We start from the raw sequence: 20,877 nt of genomic DNA, 5'->3' as shown, positions 1-20,877 counted from the left end.
AGCCCCCTTGTTGTTTGGGGACTTTTTATGCCTTATTTAGAAATTAGCAAACAAAACTTTTTTTATAATCACAAAACTACCACGCAAGCTATTGCACCTACAAATCCAGAAAAAATTGCCATTGTGCTAAAAGATAATGCCTATGGACACGGCATTATAGAAATTGCAACCTTAGCAAAAGAAGCAAAAATCCAAACTGCATTTGTAAAAAACATACAAGAAGCCCTAAGCATCACGCCTTTTTTTAAAGACATCACAATCCTTTATCCAAACTCACTGCCCAATCAAAGAGCTTTAAATTCTGCACTTAAGATTCCTTATATTGCCTTTTGTGTGCCAAATTTAGAATCCTTGCAAGATTATCCAAGTGGCACAAATATTGAACTCAAAATTGATAGCGGAATGCACCGCAATGGGATTGATAAAACAGAGCTTAAAGACGCCTTAAGACTAATGACAACACGCAATTTAAACCTTAAAGGAATCTTTACACACAATGGCTATGGCGATGATTTAAATAGTGCATTTTATACGCAAAATATGGAGTTTTTAGACATCAAAAAAGAAGCCCTAAAATTGTGTCAATCCTTTAAGATTCCGCGTCCTAGATTCCATTCTTTAAGCTCATCTGGTGCATTGCGTGCAAGTGCTTTTAATGCAAGCTTACCCAAAGAATTACAAGATGATTTATTCCGCATTGGAATCGCATTTTATGGCTATAATTGTAGCCCCTTAAACACACCAAAGCTAAAGCCTATTGCTTCTCTTTTTGCTAACAAAATCTCTACTTTTAAGCTAAAAAGTGGCGCAAGTATCGGCTATGGAGGAGCTAGCACATTAAAAACAAGCAATGGAGTTTCTACTTATGATATAGGCTATGGCGATGGACTTTTTCGCTTGCGTGAGGGAATGGAATTATACACAACTGAAGGGTATAGGATTCTACCGCGTGCTAGTATGGATTGCATTAGCATAGAAAGTGATGCACCAAGTGTGTGTCTATTTAATAATGTCAATGCCTTTGCAAAGGCGTTTAACACGATTCCCTATGAAATCCTAGCGCATTTACACGCCTACATTCCACGCATTATCGTTTAGGATTCCAACTTTTTGCGTGTTTAACATTACTTTTGGTATGATTTTAGAATCATCTTGCATCGTTAAAGGAAAATTCGTGAATCTCTGTATTTTATTTGGCGGAAAATCTTATGAACACGCAATTAGTATCGTAAGCGCAATTACCCTAAAAAAGTTACTTCCAGAAGTGAGGCATTTTATTTTTTTAGATTCCAACCATAACTTTTACCACATACCAGCAGAACAAATGCAATCAAAGTTTTTTAGCAACAAATCCTATGAAAAAGCCCAAAAAATCTATCTGAAAAAAGATGGATTCTACACACGCACATTCTTTGGACAAAAACCCTTGCATTTTCCCACAATCCTAAATTTAATCCACGGGGGCGATGGTGAAGATGGCACACTTGCTTCTTTGCTAGATTTTTATGGAATCCCATACATCGGACCGCGCAATCCTGCGTGCGTGTTAAGCTATGATAAAGAACTTATGAAATCTTTTGCCAAAAGTCGTGGCGTGAAATGCCTAACTTATCGCGTGCTTTATTACAATGACACTCCACCTAATGATTTAAACTTTCCTGTCATCATTAAACCTGCACGCCTTGGAAGCTCACTTGGTATTAATATTGTAGAGTCGCAAGCAGATTTACAATATGCTTTAGATTGCGCATTTGAATACGATGAAAAGATTATCATTGAACCTTTTATTGCAGGGATTAAAGAATATAATCTTGCAGGATTTAAGGGCAAAGAGGGAATCCAATTCTCCTTCATTGAAGAGCCAGAGAAAAATAAAATGTTAGATTTTGAGAAAAAATATTTAGACTTTTCGCGCACAAGCAACGCTAAAGAAGCAGAGATTAGCGACACCCTAAAACAAGCTTTGCAAGAGAGTTTCACAAAGCTTTACACTAACGCTTTTGAAGGCGCACTTATCCGCTGTGATTTTTTTGTAAAAGAGGGAGAATGCTATCTTAATGAAATCAATCCCGTGCCAGGAAGTCTTGCAAACTATCTTTTTAAGGATTTTAGAAATGCGCTAGAATCACTCTTACACGCCTTACCAAAGCCCAATTCCATTAAAGCAGATTATGCACTATTGCACACAATCCAATTTGCAAAAGGCAAATAGTGGCGCAAAAGATTCTAACCTATAACAATGCAGAATTTAACCTATCTTACACCATTAATAATGCACAAGCAGGCAAAAAACCGCTTGTGATTTTACACGGCTGGGGGGCTAGCAAGCATTTAATGCAGCAAGCCTTTAAAGGCACTTTTAAAGATTTTACACATTACTACATTGATTTGCCGGGCTTTGGAAACTCAAAAACTCCGCCTTTTGCGCTAAAGACTTACGATTATGCAGAAATTTTGCGATTAATGTTAGAATCCTTGCATTTAGATTCCACAAAAATTAGCATTATAGGACATAGTTTTGGAGGAAAGGTTGCCACACTATTAAATCCCAAAATATTAATTTTACTAAGCAGTGCTGGAATCCCCACACAAAAAAGCTTTAAAGTGCGCGCAAAAATTGCTTTTACAAAATTACTCAATCAAATCGCACCACCCTTAAGCAAAAACCTTAAAAACCTTTTGCGTTCAAAAGATGTGCAAAATATGGATGAAACAATGTATCAAACCTTTAAAAATGTCGTAGATGAAGACTTTTCAAACATTTTTAAAAACTTTCAAAACCCTTGCTTTATCTTTTGGGGCAGAGAGGACCTTGCCACACCACTAAGTTCAGGAGAGCGCATCCACGCACTCATTTTGGATTCCAAATTTTTTCCACTAGATGGCGACCATTTCTTTTTTTTAAAACAGGCAAAGGAGATTGAAAAAATCTACCAAAAGTATCAAGGCAAATAAAAATTTTTTAAGCATTTAAATTATAAAAAATAATTTATTTTTGCCAGATCACATAAAGGAGAAAAAATGAAAAATGTTGTATTGCTAGGAGGAGGATATGCAAATTTATCCTTTATTAAAAATTTAAAAGAAGAAAATTTTAAAGAGTTTAACTTTACTTTAATCTCTGAAGAAACAAGCCATTATACCAGCGTTTTACTCCACGAGGTTGTTAGCAAGGCACAAAACATTACAATAGAGTATCAGGATATTTTGCCAAAAGCAGTGCATTTTGTGCAAGATAGCATTGTTGAAATTCAAGAAAAACAAGTCTTAGGAAAAAATGGAATCTATTCCTATGATATCCTTATTGTGGGATTAGGATTCACTAGTGATGATTTTGGAATACCGGGTGTAAAGGAATATGCTCATAGTATGAAAAATTTTAAAAACTGCCTAGAAATCCATAAGATGATTGCAGAAAAAACAAACCATAAAAGTTGCGAAGTTGTTGTATGTGGTGGCGGATTTAGCGGGATTGAACTTTTAGGGAATTTAGCACAAGATGCCAAAAACATCAAACTTAAATGTATAGAAGCTATGCCTATGATATTGCCTATGTTTGACAAAGAATTAGCCTTACACGCCAAAACATACCTAGAAAAGCTAGGTGTTACATTCTATCTTGGTTCTAAAATCTTAGAATGCCAAGATAAAACTTTGATTATAGAAAAAGATGGACAGCAAGAAAAAATTACAGCAGATTTAATCTTATGGACTGCCGGCGTTAAAGGAAATGAAGTCATAGAAAACTCAAGCTTTTTAAAATCCCAAAGAAGTAAAATTGAAGTGGATGCCTTCTTAAAACCAATAGAACAAGAAAGGGCTAATATTTTTGTGTTAGGAGATTGTGCTGCATTAAAAGATCCAAACACAGGAAGGTTTTTTCCTCCAACTGCACAACTAGCAAACCAGCAAGGCATTTATTTAGCAAAAAACTTTAATACTAGCTCCCCTGCTCCCTTTAATTATCTTCCAAGGGCAACAATATGTTCTCTAGGAAATAACTATGCCATAGGATTAATAGGAAAAACACAGATTAAAGGCAGAATAGCTGCTTACATCAAAATGTTAGTGGAGTTTAAATGGATCTTACAACTAAAAGGTTTTAAGGCATTACTAGGCTAAATTTTTCAGCCTAGTGTCTTTACCATTGCTAAAAATTGCTCTATGGCTTCAAACCCACCTTTTAACTTATTGCATTTACACTTTCCTCCATTCGCCAAGCATTTGCGCGCATCTCCCATAGCTATCGCCCCCACTAGTAATTAGAATCCTTTCTATAAATCTAATATGTTACATTTATAAACAATAAAAACTTAATAAATTTTTTGTTAAAATTCTGCGATTTTTCTCTTTAAGGATTCCTATTTTGCAAGACATTGATATTTTTATAATGGCAACGCGTTGGATTTTTCTTGTAGCTCTTGGGTATTATGCTATGGTAAATCTCCAATGGTATCACTATAAAATCACGCGCGTTCTTTTCAAACACCATAAACAACGCTGGCATCTCTTTTATTTTACCTTGCCAATTTTATATTTCATTTTTATCCCTGATAATATTTATTTTTATGTAGGACTATATCTTTATCTCTTAATGCTTGGAATTTGGATTTTTAATCTCAGTAAAAAATTAATTCTAACAGGTAGAGTGCTACGCTTTTTTGGATTCTATATTATTTTTAATGAACTTTTACTTCTAGGCATAGATGGGCATTCACCAATCATTCAGTGCATTTATGTCCTACCATTATTTATCTCAATTTTCATCTCCTCTCTGACAGAAAAAATTCTATTAAATCGCTACAAAAAACTCGCTAAAGACAAATTACAAAACATTCCAAATCTCATAATTATCGCAGTTACAGGTAGCTATGGCAAAACAAGTCTTAAAAACTACCTAAACCAAATCTTACAAGAAGGCTTCAAAGTCTATGCAACTCCGCGCAGTGTCAATACCTTAACAGGAATCATTGCAGACATTAACCAAAATCTCTCCCCTTTGACAGACATTTACATTGTAGAAGCTGGAGCTAGGGGGAGTGGTGATATTAAAGAGATTGTGGAATTGATTGCTCCACAAATTGTTATTATTGGTAAAATTGGCGAGGCACACATTGAATATTTTAAAAATATTGAAAACATTTACCGCACGAAATATGAGATTTTAGAAAGCAAACGCCTAAAGACTGCTTATATTTACAAAGACAATATCCAACCAACAAACCCTCCCCCTTTAGCAAAAATCATCAACTTCCCACAAAATCCAAGCGATATAGAAGCCACACTTAAAGGAACAAACTTCTCTCTTACAATCAAAGGTGAAAAGCTAAATTTCCAAACACGCATTTTAGGAGCTTTTAATGTGATTAATATAAGTGCTGCTATTGCTGTTGGAAGTGATCTTGGAATCAGTAACGCACGATTAATTAAACAGGCTCAAAAACTAGAACCCATAAACCACCGCCTAAGCAAAATTATTGTTAATGGCAAAATTATCCTAGATGATAGCTACAATGGTAACTTAGATGGAATGCTAGAAGCTATCCGCCTTGCCTCTTTGCATAATGGCAAGAAAATCATCGTAACTCCCGGACTCATAGAAAGCTCTAAAGAAGCAAATATAAAGCTTGCAAGAGCGATTGACAAAGTCTTTAATCTCGCTATCATAACAGGTGAACTTAACGCGAACATCCTGCGCATAAATATTCACAATGCGCAAAAAATTTTACTAAAAGATAAGACAAATATTGAACATATACTAAAATCCACAACAAATAGTGGCGATTTGATTCTATTTGCAAACGATGCACCAAGCTACATTTAGAAGGTAAAATATGGACTATTTATATGCGCCTTGGCGGAGTGAATACTTTGGCTCAAAACAAGATTTATGTGTGTTTTGTGCTATTTCTGAGGGGTTAAATTTACACACAAACACTAAGCAAGACCTTTCTTTAAGCGATGAAGCGAATTGCGTGTTTTACAGAGATTCTAAGATTTTTTGTGTGATGAATAAATTTCCCTACACTCCCGGACATTTTTTAATCCTTCCCCATACACACACGCACTCCCCAGAATTGCTTGATTTAGACACTTGGCTACATTTACAGACATTTGCACAAAAAGGGGTGGCACTCTTAAAGGAATTTGGCGCAAGTGGTATTAATCTAGGAATGAATATTGCAAGAGCCGGCGGTGCTGGAATCCCAGAACATCTACATTTACATCTTGTCCCTCGCTACATTGGCGATACAAACTTTTTTACAACCATCGGCGATACGCGTGCATATGGCGTAGATTTTAACAAAATTTTCAAACACATTCAAACACTCTCTAAAACGCATTTTTTGAAACATTGATTTTGAAGCCAAAATGCACTAGAATACATTAAAATTTGTTTCAAAAAGTAATAATTATCCTTCTATGTTACTTATATACAAGATATGGAATCTATTTTATTAAAATTTTAATGTTTCACTACATTTGTTTGTAAAATTTTTTGTAGCATTACAAAAATTCATTTTAATTTATAAGGAGTATTGATGAATGAAAATTTAGATTATCAGCAATCCATCCAAGCATTTAAAAAGTTTGTTTCTTTTAGAAACAAAATAGCATTATGGTTATCTGCTATTGTTTTAGTGTGTTACTATGCCTTTGTGGTTAGCATTGGGCTTTTTCCAGATGTTTTAGGATACCATTTAGGTCCTAGCTTTATTACACTTGGTATTATTGTTGGAATCTTTCTAATTATCTTATGTATCGTAGTTACAGGGCTTTATACATTTTTTGCAAATCAATATTTTGATAAGAAGCAAGAGGAGATTTTACAAAGCCTAGAGCAAAGTGGAGCATTGGAGGATTTGAAAAATGGCAAAAAATATTAAACTAATCTTTAGCGCATTGCTTGTTAATATTAGCTTTGCCAATGCAGCAAGTTTTGATGTAGAAAATGTCACACAAAAGGCGTTTAATCCTATTGCGGTAACAATGTTTCTAATTTTTGTATGCGCTACATTGTTAATCACTTATTATTCAAACAAAAAAAGCCAAAGCGCAAGTGGATTTTACACAGCAGGCGGAAATATCACAGGTTTGCAAAATGGGACGGCAATTGCTGGAGATTTTATGAGTGCTGCTAGTTTTCTTGGGATTACAGCACTTGTTTTCACAAATGGCTTTGATGGATTGATTTATTCTATTGGATTCCTTGCGGGCTGGCCTATTATCTTATTTTTAATCGCAGAAAAATTTAGAAACCTTGGCAAATTTACCTTTGCAGATATTACGGCATATCGCTTAAATGCAAAGCCTATTCGCGTGATTTCGGCAGTTTCTGCACTTAGCGTGATTGTGTTTTATCTCATTGCTCAAATGGTGGGTGCTGGACAGCTCATTCAACTTTTATTTGGACTTCCTTACACTATGGCTGTCGTGCTTGTAGGAATCTTAATAATTTGCTATGTTGTCTTTGGAGGAATGCACGCAACAACTTGGGTGCAAATCATAAAAGCAATTTTATTGCTTGGCGGAGCAACTTTTATGGCATTAATGATTTTATACATAACAAAATTTGATTTGACTTATTATTTTACACAAGCGGTGCAAAATCATCCAAAAGGAGAGGCAATAATGCTTCCGGGTGGATTCTTACCCAATACGATTTCTGCACTCTCTTTAGGGCTTGCGCTAATGTTTGGAACAGCAGGGTTGCCACACATTTTAATGCGCTTTTTTACCGTAAAAGATGCAAAAGAAGCTAGAAAATCTGTGTTTTATGCAACAGGATTAATCGGATATTTTTATATCTTAACTTTTATTATTGGATTTGGAGCAATAGCACTATTGCTTGGAAATCCAGAATTTACAAATGCTGATGGTAGCTTTAATGGAATCTCAAATATGGTAGCAATCACTCTTGCACAGGCTATTGGTGGGGATTTCTTCTTGGGATTTATCTCTGCAGTTGCGTTTGCTACGATTTTGGCAGTCGTTGCTGGACTAGCAATTTCTGGAGCTGGAGCAATTTCTCACGATTTATTTGTTAATGTTTGCAAAAATGGACAATGCGATTCAAAACTTGAAATGCAAGTAACAAGAATTGCCACAATTGGAATCGGAATTTTTGCGATTATTTTAGGAATTGTGTTTGAAAATCAAAATGTTGCATTTACCGTTGGGCTTGCCTTTGCAATTGCTGCTAGTGTAAATTTTCCGATTTTACTTTTAAGCATTTATTGGAAGGGACTGACAACAAAAGGGGTATTTTGGGGCGGATTAATCGGGCTTGTAGTAGTAGTTACTATGGTGCTTTTAAGCCCTAGCATTTGGGTAAAAAGCTTTGGATTTGCAGAAGCAATTTTTCCTTATGACCACCCAGCACTTTTCTCTATGCCATTAACTTTTATGCTTATTTACTTCATCTCAAAACTAGACAATAGCAAGCGTGCAAAAGTAGATAGAGCAGGGTTTGACGCACAAGACTTTCGCGCACAAAGCGGAGTTGGGATTAGCGAAGCGGTAGCACATTGATTTGCGATTCCGCTTTTGGCGGTTTTGCGAACTCTTTAAAACTTCTTAAATAACTGAAGCTTCATAAGGTTGGAATCGCATTGTTGGTTTTTATATCAAAACAAGTCTTTTAGTGTTTTAAATTCTAATTCCAACTTTTTAGATTCTATTTAAGGGAACTTACAAACTCTTAAAAAGCCTTTTAGGATTTTAAATCTTACAAGCAATAAGGAAGAAAAATGCTTGCAATTTTCAGGTTCTCCTTCTCTTGTTTGGAAAATTTAAAATCCTAAAAGGCTTTGCAAACCCTATATTTTCCTTGCACTTTAGCTTACAAATTTCTTACTTTTTAAAATTTAAATTATTTTTGTCAAAATCGCCTTTTCTTATGTGCAAAAGGGAATCAATGCTTAAAAAGCTTATTTAGCAGCTAATAGAATCTAAAATGGGAGCATTGGCTAAAGTGGTACGCCCAAGAGGATTCGAACCTCTGACCTACGGCTTAGAAGGCCGTTGCTCTATCCAGCTGAGCTATGAGCGCATTAATAGAAAATTTAAAGTGGTACCAAAGGGGGGACTCGAACCCCCGACCTCCGGCTTATGAGACCAGCGCTCTAAACCAGCTGAGCTACCTTGGCAAAAAAGTGGAATGCGGATTGTAATATTCTTTTCTTTAAAAAATGATAAAGACTAACCCATTGTGTCTATGCGCACACTACCGCTATAAATTGCGTGGCTAAACTCTCTTAAAATGCGTTGTGTCTTGGCTTCATCATTCTTACGCAAAATGTCATTATAATTGCTTGTAATGTTTTTATTATAACTTTTTGTGTAGATTCCCTCTAAGTGATTAAGATTTTCTTGAAATTCCTTTGCCACTTCTTTCCAACCATCCTGTGTAATGCCCAAAAAGCCTTGTGCGCTTTTTACATTTTGGTCAGCAACTGCTCTTTCTTGTTCCCTTATATGCTCAACGCTAGCACTTAGATTTCCAGCGCGCGTTAGAATCTGTGCTACAGCAATTTTCTCATTAGGCGACATATTAGCAGTAACACGCTCAAATGCTTTATATTGCTCATCACTCATTATTTCAAGGCTTACAAGCCCATAAGTTACACGCTCTTTAAATGCAGAATCCTGCTCCTGATTTTGTGGATTAATTGCATCAATGTGTTGCATATTTTTATGGGATTGCACCTTTTGTGCATCGTTGAAAATTTCATTTAAGCCCGGTGCGTTTAAACTTCTATTAACAAGCATTCAAATTAATCCTTTCAAAATCATAAATAATCCACACTTTAAGCAAAAAAGATTCCACAATTTAAACCCAATAATGCAAGAAAATACACAAAACATTGCCACGCTTTAAGCAAATATAAATTAAAATCCCAATGTTTGTTTCTAGTTTTTTAAACATTTAATTGCAGCAATTATTGGCTTTTAAAAGGGTTTGCTTATGAAATTTTTAAATTCCTTTCAAGACTTCTTAAAATATTCTTTATTGATTGCGCTTTTTAGCATTTTGTCCTATGCTTCTCCTTTTGGCAATAAATTAATTGTTCCCATTGTGGAATTAGATAAAGATCCCAAACATTACGCCTATGTTCCAGCGTTTGATTTGAAAGTTGGCGAGAGTGGTGAGATTGTGCGTTGGTTTACAAAAGAACATTCAACAATTGTCGCTAGGGCTGCAGTTGTAGAAATTAAAGATGCACGCGCAAAAATAGCCTTTGAACCATTTGAAGGCTTAGAACAAGGGGCTTTTCCAGCACCAATCCTTTTTCCCAAGAAGGGTGATGAAGTGATTTTTCGCTCTTTTAATGATCGCGCATTTTTGGTAGCTCCTTCTCAAGAAATCTATGAAAAAATTCAGGCAGCATATCCCGATGTTACTTGGTTACACCCAGATTTGCTAGCAGCATATTTAATGGATGTTGGACACACTTCACCCGTAAAGGGAGATTTTCGTAAAGTTTGCACGCAATATGCTGCTGGAATTGTGTATTTAGTCAATCTTAATGAAGGGCAAGCATTAGATTGCCAAACTTTTATAGCCATAAAAAAAGACTACATTACAGGGCGCGCACCAGTTGATGAAAGAATGCTACCTTTTTTCTCGCGCATTGGAATTGACAACCAAAACTGGTTTACCTACTTAATCAATAATGTAACAACGCGCGATTATTATTTGTATTTTGATGCACTTTTAAAAGGCGACATTAGTGATGAAGATGCAACATTTTTTGGGCGTGTTACAAAGTATTTCACAAATCAAATTAAAATATTTTCTAAAGGCGCAAGATGACTCATCAAAACATCAAGGATCTTGAAGCTATTGTTGGCAAGAATGAATGTTTTAGCGATAAAGCGCATTTAAGTGCATATTGCTACGATGCTACAAAAGAGCGTAAATATCCAGAATGTGTAGTATTTCCGCATAACGAAGAAGAAGTGAGTGCTATTTTAAAATATTGCAACACACATTTAATCCCAATCATTCCACGCGGTGCAGGAAGTGGCTTTACAGGAGGCTCACTAGCTGTTAATGGTGGTGTTGTGCTAGCACTAGAAAAGCATATGAATCAAATCTTAGAAATTGATATGGAAAATATGGTAGCACGCGTCCAACCCGGAGTTGTAAATATGCAACTTCAAAAGGCAGTGGAAGCTGTAGGATTGTTTTACCCGCCAGATCCTGCAAGTGAGCATTACTCTACACTTGGCGGAAATGTCAGTGAGAATGCTGGAGGAATGCGTGCTGCAAAATACGGAATCACAAAAGATTATGTGATGGCTCTACGGGCTGTTCTCCCAAATGGAGATGTAATCCGTGCAGGCAAAAAGACAATTAAAGATGTGGCGGGATATAATATTGCTGGAATCCTTATTGCAAGCGAAGGCACTCTTGGAGTGATCACAGAGATCACACTCAAACTTCTTAGCAAACCAAAGCACAGACAAAGCGCAATGGGTATATTTCCTAGCATACAATCAGCAATGAATGCAGTGTATAAAACAATGGCAAGCGGAGTTACTCCTGTTGCAATGGAATTTTTAGACAATCTTAGCATTAGAGCAGTAGAAGAGAAATTCAATAAAGGCTTGCCAAAGGACGCAGGAGCAATTTTAATCACCGAAGTTGATGGCAACTTGCAAGAAGAGATTGCCTATCAATTAAGTAAGGTGGAGGAAAAATTCCGCGAAAATGGTGCAATAGATTTTATTAAAGCAAACAACGAGCAAGAAGCAGCAGATTTATGGTTTGCGCGCAAAAATGCAAGTCCTAGCATCACTATTTATGGAAGTAAAAAAATAAATGAAGACATCACTGTGCCGCGCGCAAAACTTCCAGAGCTTTTAGAAAGAATAGCTGCAGTATCTAAAAAGTATGGCGTTGTGATTCCGTGTTTTGGGCATACTGGTGATGGAAATGTGCATACAAATGTGATGGTAGATGGCACAAATCCACAGGAATTAGAAAAAGGACATAAGGCAATTGAAGAGATTTTTGAAATCACGGTAGAACTTGGTGGAACGCTTAGTGGAGAACACGGAATCGGATTATCTAAAGCACCTTTTATGCATCTAGCATTTTCACAAGAAGAGATGCAATTATTCCGTTCCATTAAACAAGCCTTTGATCCAAACAATATTTTAAATCCGGGAAAAATGGGACTATAAAAGGAGTAAAATGATTTTTGATGTGCAAAAGATTCGTGAAATTTTACCGCACCGCTATCCGTTATTATTAGTAGATAGGGTTACAACAATTACACCAAATACAAACATTGAAGGGTATAAAAACATAACAATCAATGAAGATGTATTCAATGGGCATTTTCCCATTCAACCAATTTATCCGGGTGTATATATTATTGAAGGAATGGCACAAACAGGCGGTGTTTTGGCATTTGTGAGTATGTTTGGAGAGGAAGCATACAATAATGGCGATAAGATTGTGTATTTTATGAGCATTGATAAAGCAAAATTTAGAAATCCTGTAATTCCCGGTGATAAGCTTGTGTATAAGCTAGAGGTTTTGAAGCAAAAAGGGGGGATTTGGGTGCTTCAAGGCTATGCATATGTGGATAATAAGCTTGTTGCAGAAGCGGAGCTTAAGGCAATGGTTGTGGATAATGCAGAAAAAAAGGCACAAAAGTGAGCGTCGCAAAGTCAGCAAAAATTGCCAAAACAGCCATCATTGAAGAGGGGGCAATCATTGGAGAAAATGTAGAAATTGGACATTATAGTGTGATTGGAAAAGATGTAAAAATTGGTGATGGCTGCAAGCTTTATCATTGCGTAACAATTCTTGGCAACACAACTCTAGGTAAAGGAAATGAAATTTTTCCAAATGCGGTACTTGGAACGCAACCACAGGATTTAAAGTATAATGGTGAACCAAATGCACTAATTTTTGGGGATTATAATAAAATTAGAGAATTTACGATGATAAATCCCGGCACAGAAGGTGGAGGCGGGAAAACCATTATTGGAAGCAAAAATTTACTAATGGCGTATGTGCATATTGCGCACGATTGCATTGTTGGGGATTCTTGCATTTTAGCAAATGGAGCAACGCTAGGCGGACATATTGTGCTTGGAAACTACATTAATATTGGGGGCTTAACACCTATTCATCAGTTTGTGAAAGTTGGGGATTATGCAATGATTGCAGGGGCAAGCGCACTTTCACAAGACATTCCACCCTTTTGTATGGCAGAGGGGAATCGTGCAGTAATTCGCGGGCTAAACTTGCATAGATTGCGCAAAAGCTTTGAACACCACCAAGTGGATAAAATTCACAATGCTTACAAACGCCTATTTTTAGGCAACGCACCCATTAAAGAGATTGCCAAAGAAATTTTAGAGGAAAATCTACAAGATGGAAATGTTATAAAAATGTGTCAATTTATAATAGATTCCACGCGTGGAATCCCATTTGTAAGGAAGAATTATGAGTGATAGAATTTGTGATTTTTGTAAAAGTAAGGAATCTATTAAAAATCCCTTAATTTCCGGTAATGGTGCTTGTATTTGTAAAAACTGCATTATTGCATCTTATAACTTGTTATTTGGAATAGAACACCACAAAGACGAAGAAACAGAAAAAGAGATAAGTGATTTCAAAATTGTCCCTCCAAAGGAATTAAAAACAACACTTGATGCGTATGTCATTGGACAAGAAAAGGCAAAAAAGGTTTTCAGTGTTGCAGTGTATAATCATTACAAACGCGTGCTACAAGGGACTGCAACACAAGAAGATGACACAGAAATCACAAAGTCTAACATTCTACTAATTGGTCCAACAGGAAGTGGAAAAACGCTAATGGCACAAACTTTGGCGAAATTTTTAAACATTCCCATTGCCATTTGCGATGCAACAAGTCTAACAGAGGCAGGGTATGTGGGTGAAGATGTGGAAAACATTTTAACAAGGCTTTTACAAGAAGCAAATGGAGATGTGGAAAAAGCACAAAAAGGAATCGTTTTCATTGATGAAATTGATAAAATTTCAAGACTTTCAGAAAATCGCTCTATTACACGCGATGTTTCAGGGGAAGGCGTGCAACAAGCACTTTTAAAAATCATTGAAGGAAGTGTGGTAAATGTCCCACCAAAGGGCGGCAGAAAACATCCTAATCAAGATTTCATTCAGATTAACACAAAAGACATTTTATTTATTTGTGGAGGTGCATTTGATGGGCTAAAGGATATTATTGCGCGTAGGCTTGGAGGAAATACGCTAGGATTCCAAAATAAACAAGGCAAAAAGATGGAATCGGAATATGCATTAGAGCTTGTTGAACCTGATGATTTAGTAAATTATGGCTTAATCCCTGAACTCATCGGGCGTTTGCATATGTTTGCAACACTTGAAGAAATCACAAAAGAAGCAATGGTAGAAATTCTACAAAAACCAAAAAATGCACTCACAAAGCAATATAAAAAACTTTTTGCACTTGATGGTGCGCAACTCACTTTTAAAGAAGAAGCATTAGAAGAAATAGCAGAACTTGCAATTTCTAGGAAGACTGGGGCTAGAGGTTTGCGTGCAATTTTAGAAGACATTATGCTAGATGTGATGTATGATTTACCAGAACTTAAAGACTATGAAGTGATTATCACAAAAGAAGCTGTATTAAAAGAAGCAAAACCAATGCTAGTAAAGCAGAAAAAAACAAGCAAAAAAAGTGCTTAAATCTACACAAAAGAGAGAGAAAATGTTAATAGATAAAATAATTGGTTGGTTTTCACACGATATCTCCATTGATCTTGGGACAGCAAATACGATTGTCCTAGTCAAAGGACAGGGGGTAATCATTAATGAACCTTCTGTTGTGGCTGTGCAAAATGATCGTTACGGAAAAAACAAAATTTTAGCTGTTGGACAAGAAGCCAAAGAAATGGTAGGCAAAACACCCGGAAGCATTACAGCTGTGCGCCCTATGAAAGATGGGGTGATTGCAGATTTTGATATGACAGAAAAAATGATTCGCCATTTTATTGAAAAAGCACATCGCAGAAAAGCACTAATACGTCCTAGGATTATCGTATGCGTGCCTTATGGACTAACAGGAGTGGAGCGTAAGGCTGTTAGAGAATCTGCAATTAGCGCAGGAGCTAGAGAAGTCTTTTTAATTGAAGAGCCAATGGCAGCAGCAATTGGGGCAGGACTCCCCGTAAAAGAACCCAAAGGAAGTTTAGTAGTAGACATTGGCGGAGGGACGACAGAAATTGGTGTGATTTCTCTTGGGGGACTTGTGATTTCAAAATCTCTGCGCACTGCTGGAGATAAACTAGATATGGCGGTTGTGGATTATGTGCGCAGAAAATATAGCTTATTAATTGGTGAGCGCACGGGGGAGGAAATTAAGATTCAAATTGGTTCAGCAGTTAGCCTTGATGAGCCACTTTCAATGCAAGTTAAAGGGCGCGATCAAGTCAGCGGTCTGCTAAACTCTATTGAACTAACAAGTGAAGATGTAAGAGAAGCAATGAAAGAAACTCTTAAAGAGATTTCAAATGCGCTCAAAGATGTGCTAGAACAAATGCCACCAGATTTAGCAGGAGATATTGTAGAGAATGGAATCGCACTAACAGGTGGTGGTGCTTTAATTCGCGGACTTGATAAGTATCTTTCAGACATTGTTAAACTTCCTGTGTATGTAGGTGATGATCCATTGTTATGTGTGGCAAAAGGAACAGGCAAAGCCCTAGAAGAAATTGATGTCTTACAGCAACTTACATACGAGTGATGGCAAACATTGAAAAAACTTTTTCTTTGGATATTGTTCTTAGCAGTTGCTTTTTTTATTTCCATACAAATATCTAAAGAGTTTCATTCAAAAGTCTTATATTTAAGTGATGCAGTAAAAATTGGAATTCTAAATTTAAACAATAATTTTTCAAATATTATCACACGCTATTTTAATCAAGTGCAACAGATTAAAAACTTGACAAATGCCCTTGCAGACAAGGAAAAACTTCAATATTCTTACGATGCGCTAAAAATTGAACACGACACACTTTTGCAAGCATTGGAATCCAAACCAAGTGCGATGCAAATTATACTCACTAGAATGATTTCCTATGTGGAAATAAATAATTACACAAAAGTTTGGCTTGAACAAAAAGATGCATTGCAACAAAAAGAAAATACAATTTTTGGATTGATTATCCAAAATAAAGCAGCAGGAATTGCCACAATGCAAAATGGTCGCTTGCTAGGCTATTTAAATGGTAACGAAAAATGCAGTTATAGTGTAACAATAGGGGACAAGAAAGCCCCTGGAGTTGCAAAGCACGACTTAAACAAAGGCTTTGTAGTAGATTATATCCCCTTATATCCTAAAATTGAAGTAGGAGAACAAGTTCAAACAAGCGGTTTTGATGAGATTTTTTATCCCGGCGTGCTTGTAGGTATCGTGGAATCTGTAGAAGAGCAGCAAGGGTATCAAATTGCCAGAGTTAAACCCTCCATTGAAGGCGCAAATACATTTTATTGGCTAGTCAATATTGATAGTCAAAAAGCAGAGCTTGCTTTAGAAGAAAATACAAAATCCAAAATGGAAGAATCTAAGATTTTTAATTTTAGCACACAAGATTAACTTTATTTTTGATTCTTATTTTTTAATTTTTAGAGAATTTTATACCCTTAGAATCCATTGAATATAAAGGTGTTTTTATTTTTATTAAATCCCATTATTTTTTTATTAAGAAAAATTTTATAACCTTTATTCTAAAATTTGCGACAAATTTATTTTAAGTGGATTTTTATGGGAGACGACAAAGCAAAATTGCTTGATACCTTAAGAGACTTGGAAATAAAATCTGATGATTTGCAGTTTTTAAAAGATTATTTTTCAATTGTGCATCACACAAAAGGTAGAATCCGTCTTAGAGCAAGTTTAAAGTTAAAAACTGCTGCACAGGAAAATAAGATTAATCCAAAGGCACTTTTAGAAATATTAAAAAAGATTCCTTTGATTCTTTCTATTAAATTCAATCCTTTAGTTGGCTCTCTTACAATCCATTACGATTCCAACTTGTTAAGCCCCAAACTTTGGGAAGATTGCATAAATGGAGAATCATTAGAAGAAATCGCAAGGATTATCAATCAAAATTTAAGGGAGGTTGTATGAGTGCAGAGAATTTATTATTAGCATTAGACGATGAATATAAGTCGTATAGTTTTTATATGTCAGCAAGCCCATTAGGTGAGATTTTTGTAAATCTTCAGAATGCAGAGGCTGCACACATCAGCGCATTGACCTATCAACTTCAAAAGTTAAATACCCCCATTCCTAACAATCCCTACTTTAATGCAATTATGCCTCCAAACAATAAAGTAGAAGCACTACAAACTGCGCTTATGTATGAGAATGCAAACATTGCGCTGTATAATAATTTAATTACCAATGAACAAGATTTAGATGTTTTAGATGTATTTTATCGTTTGCAAGCTGCAAGCTTTAACAATCATATCCCAGCATTACAAAATGCACTTTCTCAATATGCGCAAGACAATGCGATGAATATGATGGACATACTCAATAATGGCAAAGAACTTTTAAATGAAACAGGCGAGATGGTTACAAGGCTAAAGGAGGGAAATCTTACACAAGAACAGCTAGAAGGCTTTTTAGGTAAATTAAACTATTCATTAATGGGTGGCGTCATTGCAGGTGCTTTTGGCGTCATTATTTTTAATGAACTTTTAAATCAAAAGAATAAGGAGTAAATTATGGCATTACCATTTGTTGCAGGATTAGCAGTTGGTGCAGGAGTTGCACTATTATTCACAAAAAGAGAACAAATCAAGCAAAAATTAAGCAATAGCGAACTTTCTGAAAACATTCAAAAAGGTTTAAGCAATAGCATTAATAAAGGCAAAGAGATTTCTAGCAATGCATTAAACTATGCAAAGACAAGCCTTGCAAATGCGCTCAATACAGAATCCAAAACAGAAGAACCGCAAGCACAAAAAACACAAATAACGCGCAAAACAACAAAAATAAAGGATAACAAATGGTAGTAAATACAGGAACTCCGCGTTCTGTTACAGGACACGCAATTAGCGGGGGGCTTATCGCATTTATGTTAAGTGGAGCCTGTGCGTATGCAAAATATAAACGCAATGAAATTAATAAGCAAGAGGCTATCACTAAAACAATAAAAGCAAGTGTTGAAGGCGGAATCCTTACAGCTTGTGGAATAGCAGCGGCAAATGCCTTAGGGAGCAATACCAAATCAACTGCACAAGGAATCATTGAAGCCACTACATTTGTAGCTATTGGAGCAGCAAGCGTGTATGGAATCCGAACACTCGCTAATAAAAGCTGTTGCACCGCTTCAAAATTTCTAACAAAGGACTAATATGACACAGCCAAACCCAAATAATCCCTACATCAAGAATATAAACAACGGAGAACAAAGTATGCAAAATCAAGGAGAAAATAATTCTCAAAATAACACACAAAACAATACGCAAAACTTTTTAGGGGGCTTACTAGATGCCAACAATTCTAAGCAAGTCTTCATAAAAGGTGCACTCATAGGGACTGCTGCAACTTTTATTTTAACCAATGAAAATGCACAAAAAGCAATCTTTAAAGGCTTTGCAAAGATTAGCAGTCTCTTTGAAAGTGGAATTGAAGAATTAAAAGAGCGCTATGAGGATGCAAAAGCAGAAATTAACGATACCAATAAAATCTAAGGCAGAAAATGCGATTAATTCTACTCCACGCAACAGCTAAAAGGGTGCGTTTTAAATACATTTGCAAAAGTAGCTTCAGGGTAAACCCCATACAACTTCGCGTGGCTTTAGAAGAAACACCAAATGTAAGTAATGTGCGTGTTAATGCCATTTTAAACAATATCATTTTGCAATATTGTGGAGATTTAGAAACCCTAAAACAAAATGTCCATAAAGCCCTTGATAGCGTTGCGGTAGAATCAAATTCCATCAAACACGATGAAAGTTATCTTGCACTGCGTGATGAGATTCCAAGCTCATCAGAAGTGGCGCGCGCTGGGAGTGCGTTATTGTTCTCTCCTTTATTAAATAACACCACAGCACAACTTGGATTCTCTCTTGTTGCATCTGCTCCTTTGCTCTTTAGCGGATTAAAAGAAACCTTTACGCACGGAATCAATTCCCGTTCTCTAGAAGCAATGGCAGTTGCAATTTCTTTGTGTTTAAAAGACTTTAAAACAGCAAACTCTACAAATTTTATGCTAGCACTTGGCGAATACATTGAAGAAATGACAATGTATAAAAGCGATGATTTAATTAAAGAGTTAGCAAAGCAAAAGAGCGGTTTAGCTTGGGTTGAATACATAGAAGAAGGCAAAAGTGTTTTAAAACAGATTCCAAGTGAAGAGTTGAAAGTTAGCGATATTGTTGTCATTGGTGCAGGCGATACGATTTTAGTTGATGGACATATTATTGAGGGAGAAGCACTTGTAAATCAAATCTCTATGACAGGAGAAGCAACTCCTGTGCAAAAGAAGCATAGCGATAGGGTGCTTTCTGGCACAATTGTGCAAGAAGGAAAAATCAAAGTATGGGCAGAATCGGTAGGAGAAGAAACAGCAACAGCGCGAATTAAAAGCTACATTGAAGAGACTTTAGTGCAAAAATCCTCTCAAGAGCTCAATGCGTCTAAAATGGCAGATTCCTTAGTGCCTATTACTTTGGGACTTGCCGCACTCTCTTATGTTTTAACACGCGATTTAATGCGCAGTGCTGGCGTGTTGCAGGCGGACTATTCTTGCGCTTTAAAGCTTACTACGCCTGTAACCTTTAAATCTGCAATCTCAAGTGCGGGAAAAGAAGGAATCATTATCAAGGGTGCAAAAAGTTTAGAATCTTTACAACTTAGTGAAGTGTTTATTTTTGATAAAACAGGCACACTCACACAAGGAGATTTAAAAGTGCTTGATGTGTATTCATTCCACAACGACTGGGATAAAGATGCAGTATTAAATCTTGCTGCTAGCATTGAAGAGCATTATTTTCATCCTGTTGCACAAGCAGTTGTAAAAGCCGCAAAAGACAAAGATTTTAAACATTTTCATCACGATGAAGTAACTTTTATTGTTGCGCACGGAGTAAAAAGTGAGATTAATGGCAAAAGTGTAATAATTGGCTCAAGACATTTTTTAGAAGATGATGAAGGGATTAGCTTTAAGGCACAAAACCAAGCAATTGAAACAATTTTAGAAAGTGGTGAAATGCCCCTTTTTATCGGCTATGATAAAGAGCTTTTAGGTATGATTTTACTCAAAGATTCTCTAAGAGAAAATGCAAAAACAGCATTAGAACGCTTGCGCAAAAGTGGCATTAAGGAAATCATTATGCTAACAGGCGACACACAACAAAAAGCAGATAAAATCGCTAAAGAGTTGGGAATTAATCGTTATTATGCAGAATTATTACCCACACAAAAGGCAGAGATTTTAGAACAAATTATGCAAGAGGGAAAAAAAGTAGCTTTTGTAGGCGATGGCATCAACGATGCTCCAGCGTTAATCCGTGCAGACATTGGCATTGGTATGCACAAGGGTGCAGACATCGCAAAGGCAAGTGCAGATGTGGTGCTATTGCGTGATGATATTGAAGCGGTAGCAGAAGCTAGAGAGCTTGCGCTTGCGTGTCTTAAAAAGGTACAAAGAGGGTTTAAAATTACAGTGGGTGTGAATTCTATGATTTTAATTTTGGCAACACTTGGAAAATTAAGCCCCATCCAAACAGCATTTATGCACAATGGCACAACTATTGGACTGCTTTTAAATGCACTCCAAAGAATCCGTATAAGATAAGGAGTAAAGTTTTATGCCATTCTTACTAATTTTAGCAAC

At 36.2% G+C, this 20,877-nt stretch carries 23 protein-coding genes and 2 tRNA genes; 21 read left to right on the top strand and 4 right to left on the bottom strand.

The window, feature by feature from the left end; all coding sequences use genetic code 11:
* Positions 1-27 precede the first annotated feature (27 nt).
* From MRZ19_RS07800 to MRZ19_RS07785, 4 genes are all read left to right on the top strand, one after another.
* On the top strand, positions 28-1,098 hold the full coding sequence (locus tag MRZ19_RS07800) for an alanine racemase (RefSeq protein WP_291031733.1): 1,071 nt from the start codon (positions 28-30) through the stop codon (positions 1,096-1,098).
* Between the two features lie 76 nt (positions 1,099-1,174).
* Positions 1,175-2,212 carry a D-alanine--D-alanine ligase gene (locus MRZ19_RS07795; protein WP_291031732.1) on the top strand — a complete coding sequence of 346 codons (1,038 nt, stop codon included), beginning with the start codon at positions 1,175-1,177 and terminating at the stop codon, positions 2,210-2,212.
* Positions 2,212-2,955 (top strand): alpha/beta hydrolase, encoded by a 744-nt coding sequence (locus MRZ19_RS07790; protein ID WP_291031731.1) that lies wholly within the window; start codon positions 2,212-2,214, stop codon positions 2,953-2,955. Before MRZ19_RS07795 ends, MRZ19_RS07790 begins: the two co-directional genes overlap by 1 nt.
* Before the next feature lie 66 nt (positions 2,956-3,021).
* A complete protein-coding gene (locus MRZ19_RS07785; protein ID WP_291031730.1) occupies positions 3,022-4,122 on the top strand; it encodes an NAD(P)/FAD-dependent oxidoreductase in 1,101 nt (366 codons plus the stop codon).
* A gap of 5 nt (positions 4,123-4,127) precedes the next feature.
* On the opposite strand, the gene MRZ19_RS07780 is transcribed toward MRZ19_RS07785, so the two are convergent.
* On the bottom strand, positions 4,128-4,256 hold the full coding sequence (locus tag MRZ19_RS07780) for a hypothetical protein (RefSeq protein WP_291031729.1): 129 nt from the start codon (positions 4,254-4,256) through the stop codon (positions 4,128-4,130).
* Positions 4,257-4,366: 110 nt separating this feature from the next.
* Between MRZ19_RS07780 and murF the strand changes: the two genes are divergently transcribed.
* The 4 genes from murF to MRZ19_RS07760 all read left to right on the top strand — a co-directional run bounded on the left by murF (position 4,367) and on the right by MRZ19_RS07760 (position 8,532).
* Entirely contained in the window at positions 4,367-5,824 is a 1,458-nt protein-coding gene (murF, locus tag MRZ19_RS07775; RefSeq protein WP_291031728.1) for a UDP-N-acetylmuramoyl-tripeptide--D-alanyl-D-alanine ligase, read from the top strand.
* Between the two features lie 10 nt (positions 5,825-5,834).
* Positions 5,835-6,359, top strand: coding sequence for an HIT domain-containing protein (locus MRZ19_RS07770; protein ID WP_291031727.1), 525 nt, complete (start codon positions 5,835-5,837; stop codon positions 6,357-6,359).
* A 183-nt stretch (positions 6,360-6,542) separates the two neighbouring features.
* Positions 6,543-6,887 carry a DUF485 domain-containing protein gene (locus tag MRZ19_RS07765; RefSeq protein WP_291031726.1) on the top strand — a complete coding sequence of 115 codons (345 nt, stop codon included), beginning with the start codon at positions 6,543-6,545 and terminating at the stop codon, positions 6,885-6,887.
* Positions 6,883-8,532 (top strand): cation acetate symporter, encoded by a 1,650-nt coding sequence (locus MRZ19_RS07760; protein WP_291031870.1) that lies wholly within the window; start codon positions 6,883-6,885, stop codon positions 8,530-8,532. The genes MRZ19_RS07765 and MRZ19_RS07760 overlap by 5 nt, the downstream gene beginning before the upstream one ends.
* Positions 8,533-8,975: 443 nt before the next feature.
* Here the strand turns inward: MRZ19_RS07760 and MRZ19_RS07755 are convergent.
* The 3 genes from MRZ19_RS07755 to MRZ19_RS07745 form a co-directional block, all read right to left on the bottom strand.
* A tRNA-Arg gene (locus tag MRZ19_RS07755) sits at positions 8,976-9,052 on the bottom strand.
* Between the two features lie 19 nt (positions 9,053-9,071).
* Positions 9,072-9,149: transfer RNA gene (locus MRZ19_RS07750), tRNA-Met, on the bottom strand.
* A 52-nt stretch (positions 9,150-9,201) separates the two neighbouring features.
* Complete coding sequence (locus tag MRZ19_RS07745) at positions 9,202-9,771, bottom strand: hypothetical protein (RefSeq protein WP_291031725.1); 570 nt, start codon at positions 9,769-9,771, stop codon at positions 9,202-9,204.
* Positions 9,772-9,967: 196 nt separating this feature from the next.
* On the opposite strand from MRZ19_RS07745, the gene MRZ19_RS07740 reads away from it, so the two are divergent.
* The 13 genes from MRZ19_RS07740 (at position 9,968) to MRZ19_RS07680 (ending at position 20,838) form a co-directional block, all read left to right on the top strand.
* Complete coding sequence (locus MRZ19_RS07740; protein ID WP_291031724.1) at positions 9,968-10,816, top strand: plasminogen-binding N-terminal domain-containing protein; 849 nt, start codon at positions 9,968-9,970, stop codon at positions 10,814-10,816.
* Entirely contained in the window at positions 10,813-12,192 is a 1,380-nt protein-coding gene (glcD, locus tag MRZ19_RS07735; protein ID WP_291031723.1) for a glycolate oxidase subunit GlcD, read from the top strand. The genes MRZ19_RS07740 and glcD overlap by 4 nt, the downstream gene beginning before the upstream one ends.
* 10 nt (positions 12,193-12,202) lie before the next feature.
* A complete protein-coding gene (gene fabZ, locus MRZ19_RS07730; protein WP_291031722.1) occupies positions 12,203-12,673 on the top strand; it encodes a 3-hydroxyacyl-ACP dehydratase FabZ in 471 nt (156 codons plus the stop codon).
* Positions 12,670-13,476, top strand: a complete 807-nt coding sequence (gene lpxA / locus MRZ19_RS07725) for an acyl-ACP--UDP-N-acetylglucosamine O-acyltransferase (protein WP_291031721.1) — start codon at positions 12,670-12,672, stop codon at positions 13,474-13,476. The genes fabZ and lpxA overlap by 4 nt, the downstream gene beginning before the upstream one ends.
* Positions 13,469-14,713, top strand: coding sequence for an ATP-dependent Clp protease ATP-binding subunit ClpX (clpX, locus tag MRZ19_RS07720; protein ID WP_291031720.1), 1,245 nt, complete (start codon positions 13,469-13,471; stop codon positions 14,711-14,713). Before lpxA ends, clpX begins: the two co-directional genes overlap by 8 nt.
* 22 nt (positions 14,714-14,735) lie before the next feature.
* Complete coding sequence (locus tag MRZ19_RS07715; RefSeq protein WP_291031719.1) at positions 14,736-15,770, top strand: rod shape-determining protein; 1,035 nt, start codon at positions 14,736-14,738, stop codon at positions 15,768-15,770.
* A 9-nt stretch (positions 15,771-15,779) separates the two neighbouring features.
* The gene (gene mreC / locus MRZ19_RS07710; RefSeq protein WP_291031718.1) at positions 15,780-16,622 is read left to right on the top strand and encodes a rod shape-determining protein MreC; all 843 of its coding nucleotides are present in this window, start codon (positions 15,780-15,782) and stop codon (positions 16,620-16,622) included.
* 168 nt (positions 16,623-16,790) lie between these two features.
* The gene (locus MRZ19_RS07705) at positions 16,791-17,156 is read left to right on the top strand and encodes an HMA2 domain-containing protein (RefSeq protein WP_291031717.1); all 366 of its coding nucleotides are present in this window, start codon (positions 16,791-16,793) and stop codon (positions 17,154-17,156) included.
* Positions 17,153-17,755, top strand: a complete 603-nt coding sequence (locus tag MRZ19_RS07700) for a hypothetical protein (RefSeq protein WP_291031716.1) — start codon at positions 17,153-17,155, stop codon at positions 17,753-17,755. The genes MRZ19_RS07705 and MRZ19_RS07700 overlap by 4 nt, the downstream gene beginning before the upstream one ends.
* Positions 17,756-17,758: 3 nt before the next feature.
* Positions 17,759-18,049 (top strand): YtxH domain-containing protein, encoded by a 291-nt coding sequence (locus tag MRZ19_RS07695; RefSeq protein ID WP_291031715.1) that lies wholly within the window; start codon positions 17,759-17,761, stop codon positions 18,047-18,049.
* The gene (locus tag MRZ19_RS07690; RefSeq protein WP_291031714.1) at positions 18,043-18,390 is read left to right on the top strand and encodes a hypothetical protein; all 348 of its coding nucleotides are present in this window, start codon (positions 18,043-18,045) and stop codon (positions 18,388-18,390) included. The genes MRZ19_RS07695 and MRZ19_RS07690 overlap by 7 nt, the downstream gene beginning before the upstream one ends.
* A gap of 1 nt (position 18,391) precedes the next feature.
* Positions 18,392-18,730, top strand: a complete 339-nt coding sequence (locus tag MRZ19_RS07685; protein ID WP_291031713.1) for a YtxH domain-containing protein — start codon at positions 18,392-18,394, stop codon at positions 18,728-18,730.
* Positions 18,731-18,738: 8 nt separating this feature from the next.
* A complete protein-coding gene (locus MRZ19_RS07680; protein ID WP_291031712.1) occupies positions 18,739-20,838 on the top strand; it encodes a heavy metal translocating P-type ATPase in 2,100 nt (699 codons plus the stop codon).
* Positions 20,839-20,877 lie beyond the last annotated feature (39 nt).

The sequence above is a fragment of the Helicobacter sp. genome (assembly GCF_022770205.1).
Taxonomy (GTDB): Bacteria; Campylobacterota; Campylobacteria; order Campylobacterales; family Helicobacteraceae; genus Helicobacter_D.
Note: the sequence above shows the minus strand (reverse complement) of the source record. Positions and strands in the feature narration are given on the sequence as shown.

Excerpts from the sequence above, each read along its gene's own strand:
- MRZ19_RS07800 (WP_291031733.1), top strand. The coding sequence starts at position 28 with ATGCCTTATTTAGAAATTAGCAAACAAAACTTTTTTTATAATCACAAA.
- MRZ19_RS07785 (WP_291031730.1), top strand. The coding sequence starts at position 3,022 with ATGAAAAATGTTGTATTGCTAGGAGGAGGATATGCAAATTTATCCTTT.
- MRZ19_RS07770 (WP_291031727.1), top strand. The coding sequence starts at position 5,835 with ATGGACTATTTATATGCGCCTTGGCGGAGTGAATACTTTGGCTCAAAA.
- MRZ19_RS07765 (WP_291031726.1), top strand. The coding sequence starts at position 6,543 with ATGAATGAAAATTTAGATTATCAGCAATCCATCCAAGCATTTAAAAAG.
- MRZ19_RS07745 (WP_291031725.1), bottom strand. The coding sequence starts at position 9,771 with ATGCTTGTTAATAGAAGTTTAAACGCACCGGGCTTAAATGAAATTTTC.
- MRZ19_RS07740 (WP_291031724.1), top strand. The coding sequence starts at position 9,968 with ATGAAATTTTTAAATTCCTTTCAAGACTTCTTAAAATATTCTTTATTG.
- glcD (WP_291031723.1), top strand. The coding sequence starts at position 10,813 with ATGACTCATCAAAACATCAAGGATCTTGAAGCTATTGTTGGCAAGAAT.
- fabZ (WP_291031722.1), top strand. The coding sequence starts at position 12,203 with ATGATTTTTGATGTGCAAAAGATTCGTGAAATTTTACCGCACCGCTAT.
- clpX (WP_291031720.1), top strand. The coding sequence starts at position 13,469 with ATGAGTGATAGAATTTGTGATTTTTGTAAAAGTAAGGAATCTATTAAA.
- MRZ19_RS07715 (WP_291031719.1), top strand. The coding sequence starts at position 14,736 with ATGTTAATAGATAAAATAATTGGTTGGTTTTCACACGATATCTCCATT.
- MRZ19_RS07705 (WP_291031717.1), top strand. The coding sequence starts at position 16,791 with ATGGGAGACGACAAAGCAAAATTGCTTGATACCTTAAGAGACTTGGAA.
- MRZ19_RS07700 (WP_291031716.1), top strand. The coding sequence starts at position 17,153 with ATGAGTGCAGAGAATTTATTATTAGCATTAGACGATGAATATAAGTCG.
- MRZ19_RS07695 (WP_291031715.1), top strand. The coding sequence starts at position 17,759 with ATGGCATTACCATTTGTTGCAGGATTAGCAGTTGGTGCAGGAGTTGCA.
- MRZ19_RS07690 (WP_291031714.1), top strand. The coding sequence starts at position 18,043 with ATGGTAGTAAATACAGGAACTCCGCGTTCTGTTACAGGACACGCAATT.
- MRZ19_RS07685 (WP_291031713.1), top strand. The coding sequence starts at position 18,392 with ATGACACAGCCAAACCCAAATAATCCCTACATCAAGAATATAAACAAC.
- MRZ19_RS07680 (WP_291031712.1), top strand. The coding sequence starts at position 18,739 with ATGCGATTAATTCTACTCCACGCAACAGCTAAAAGGGTGCGTTTTAAA.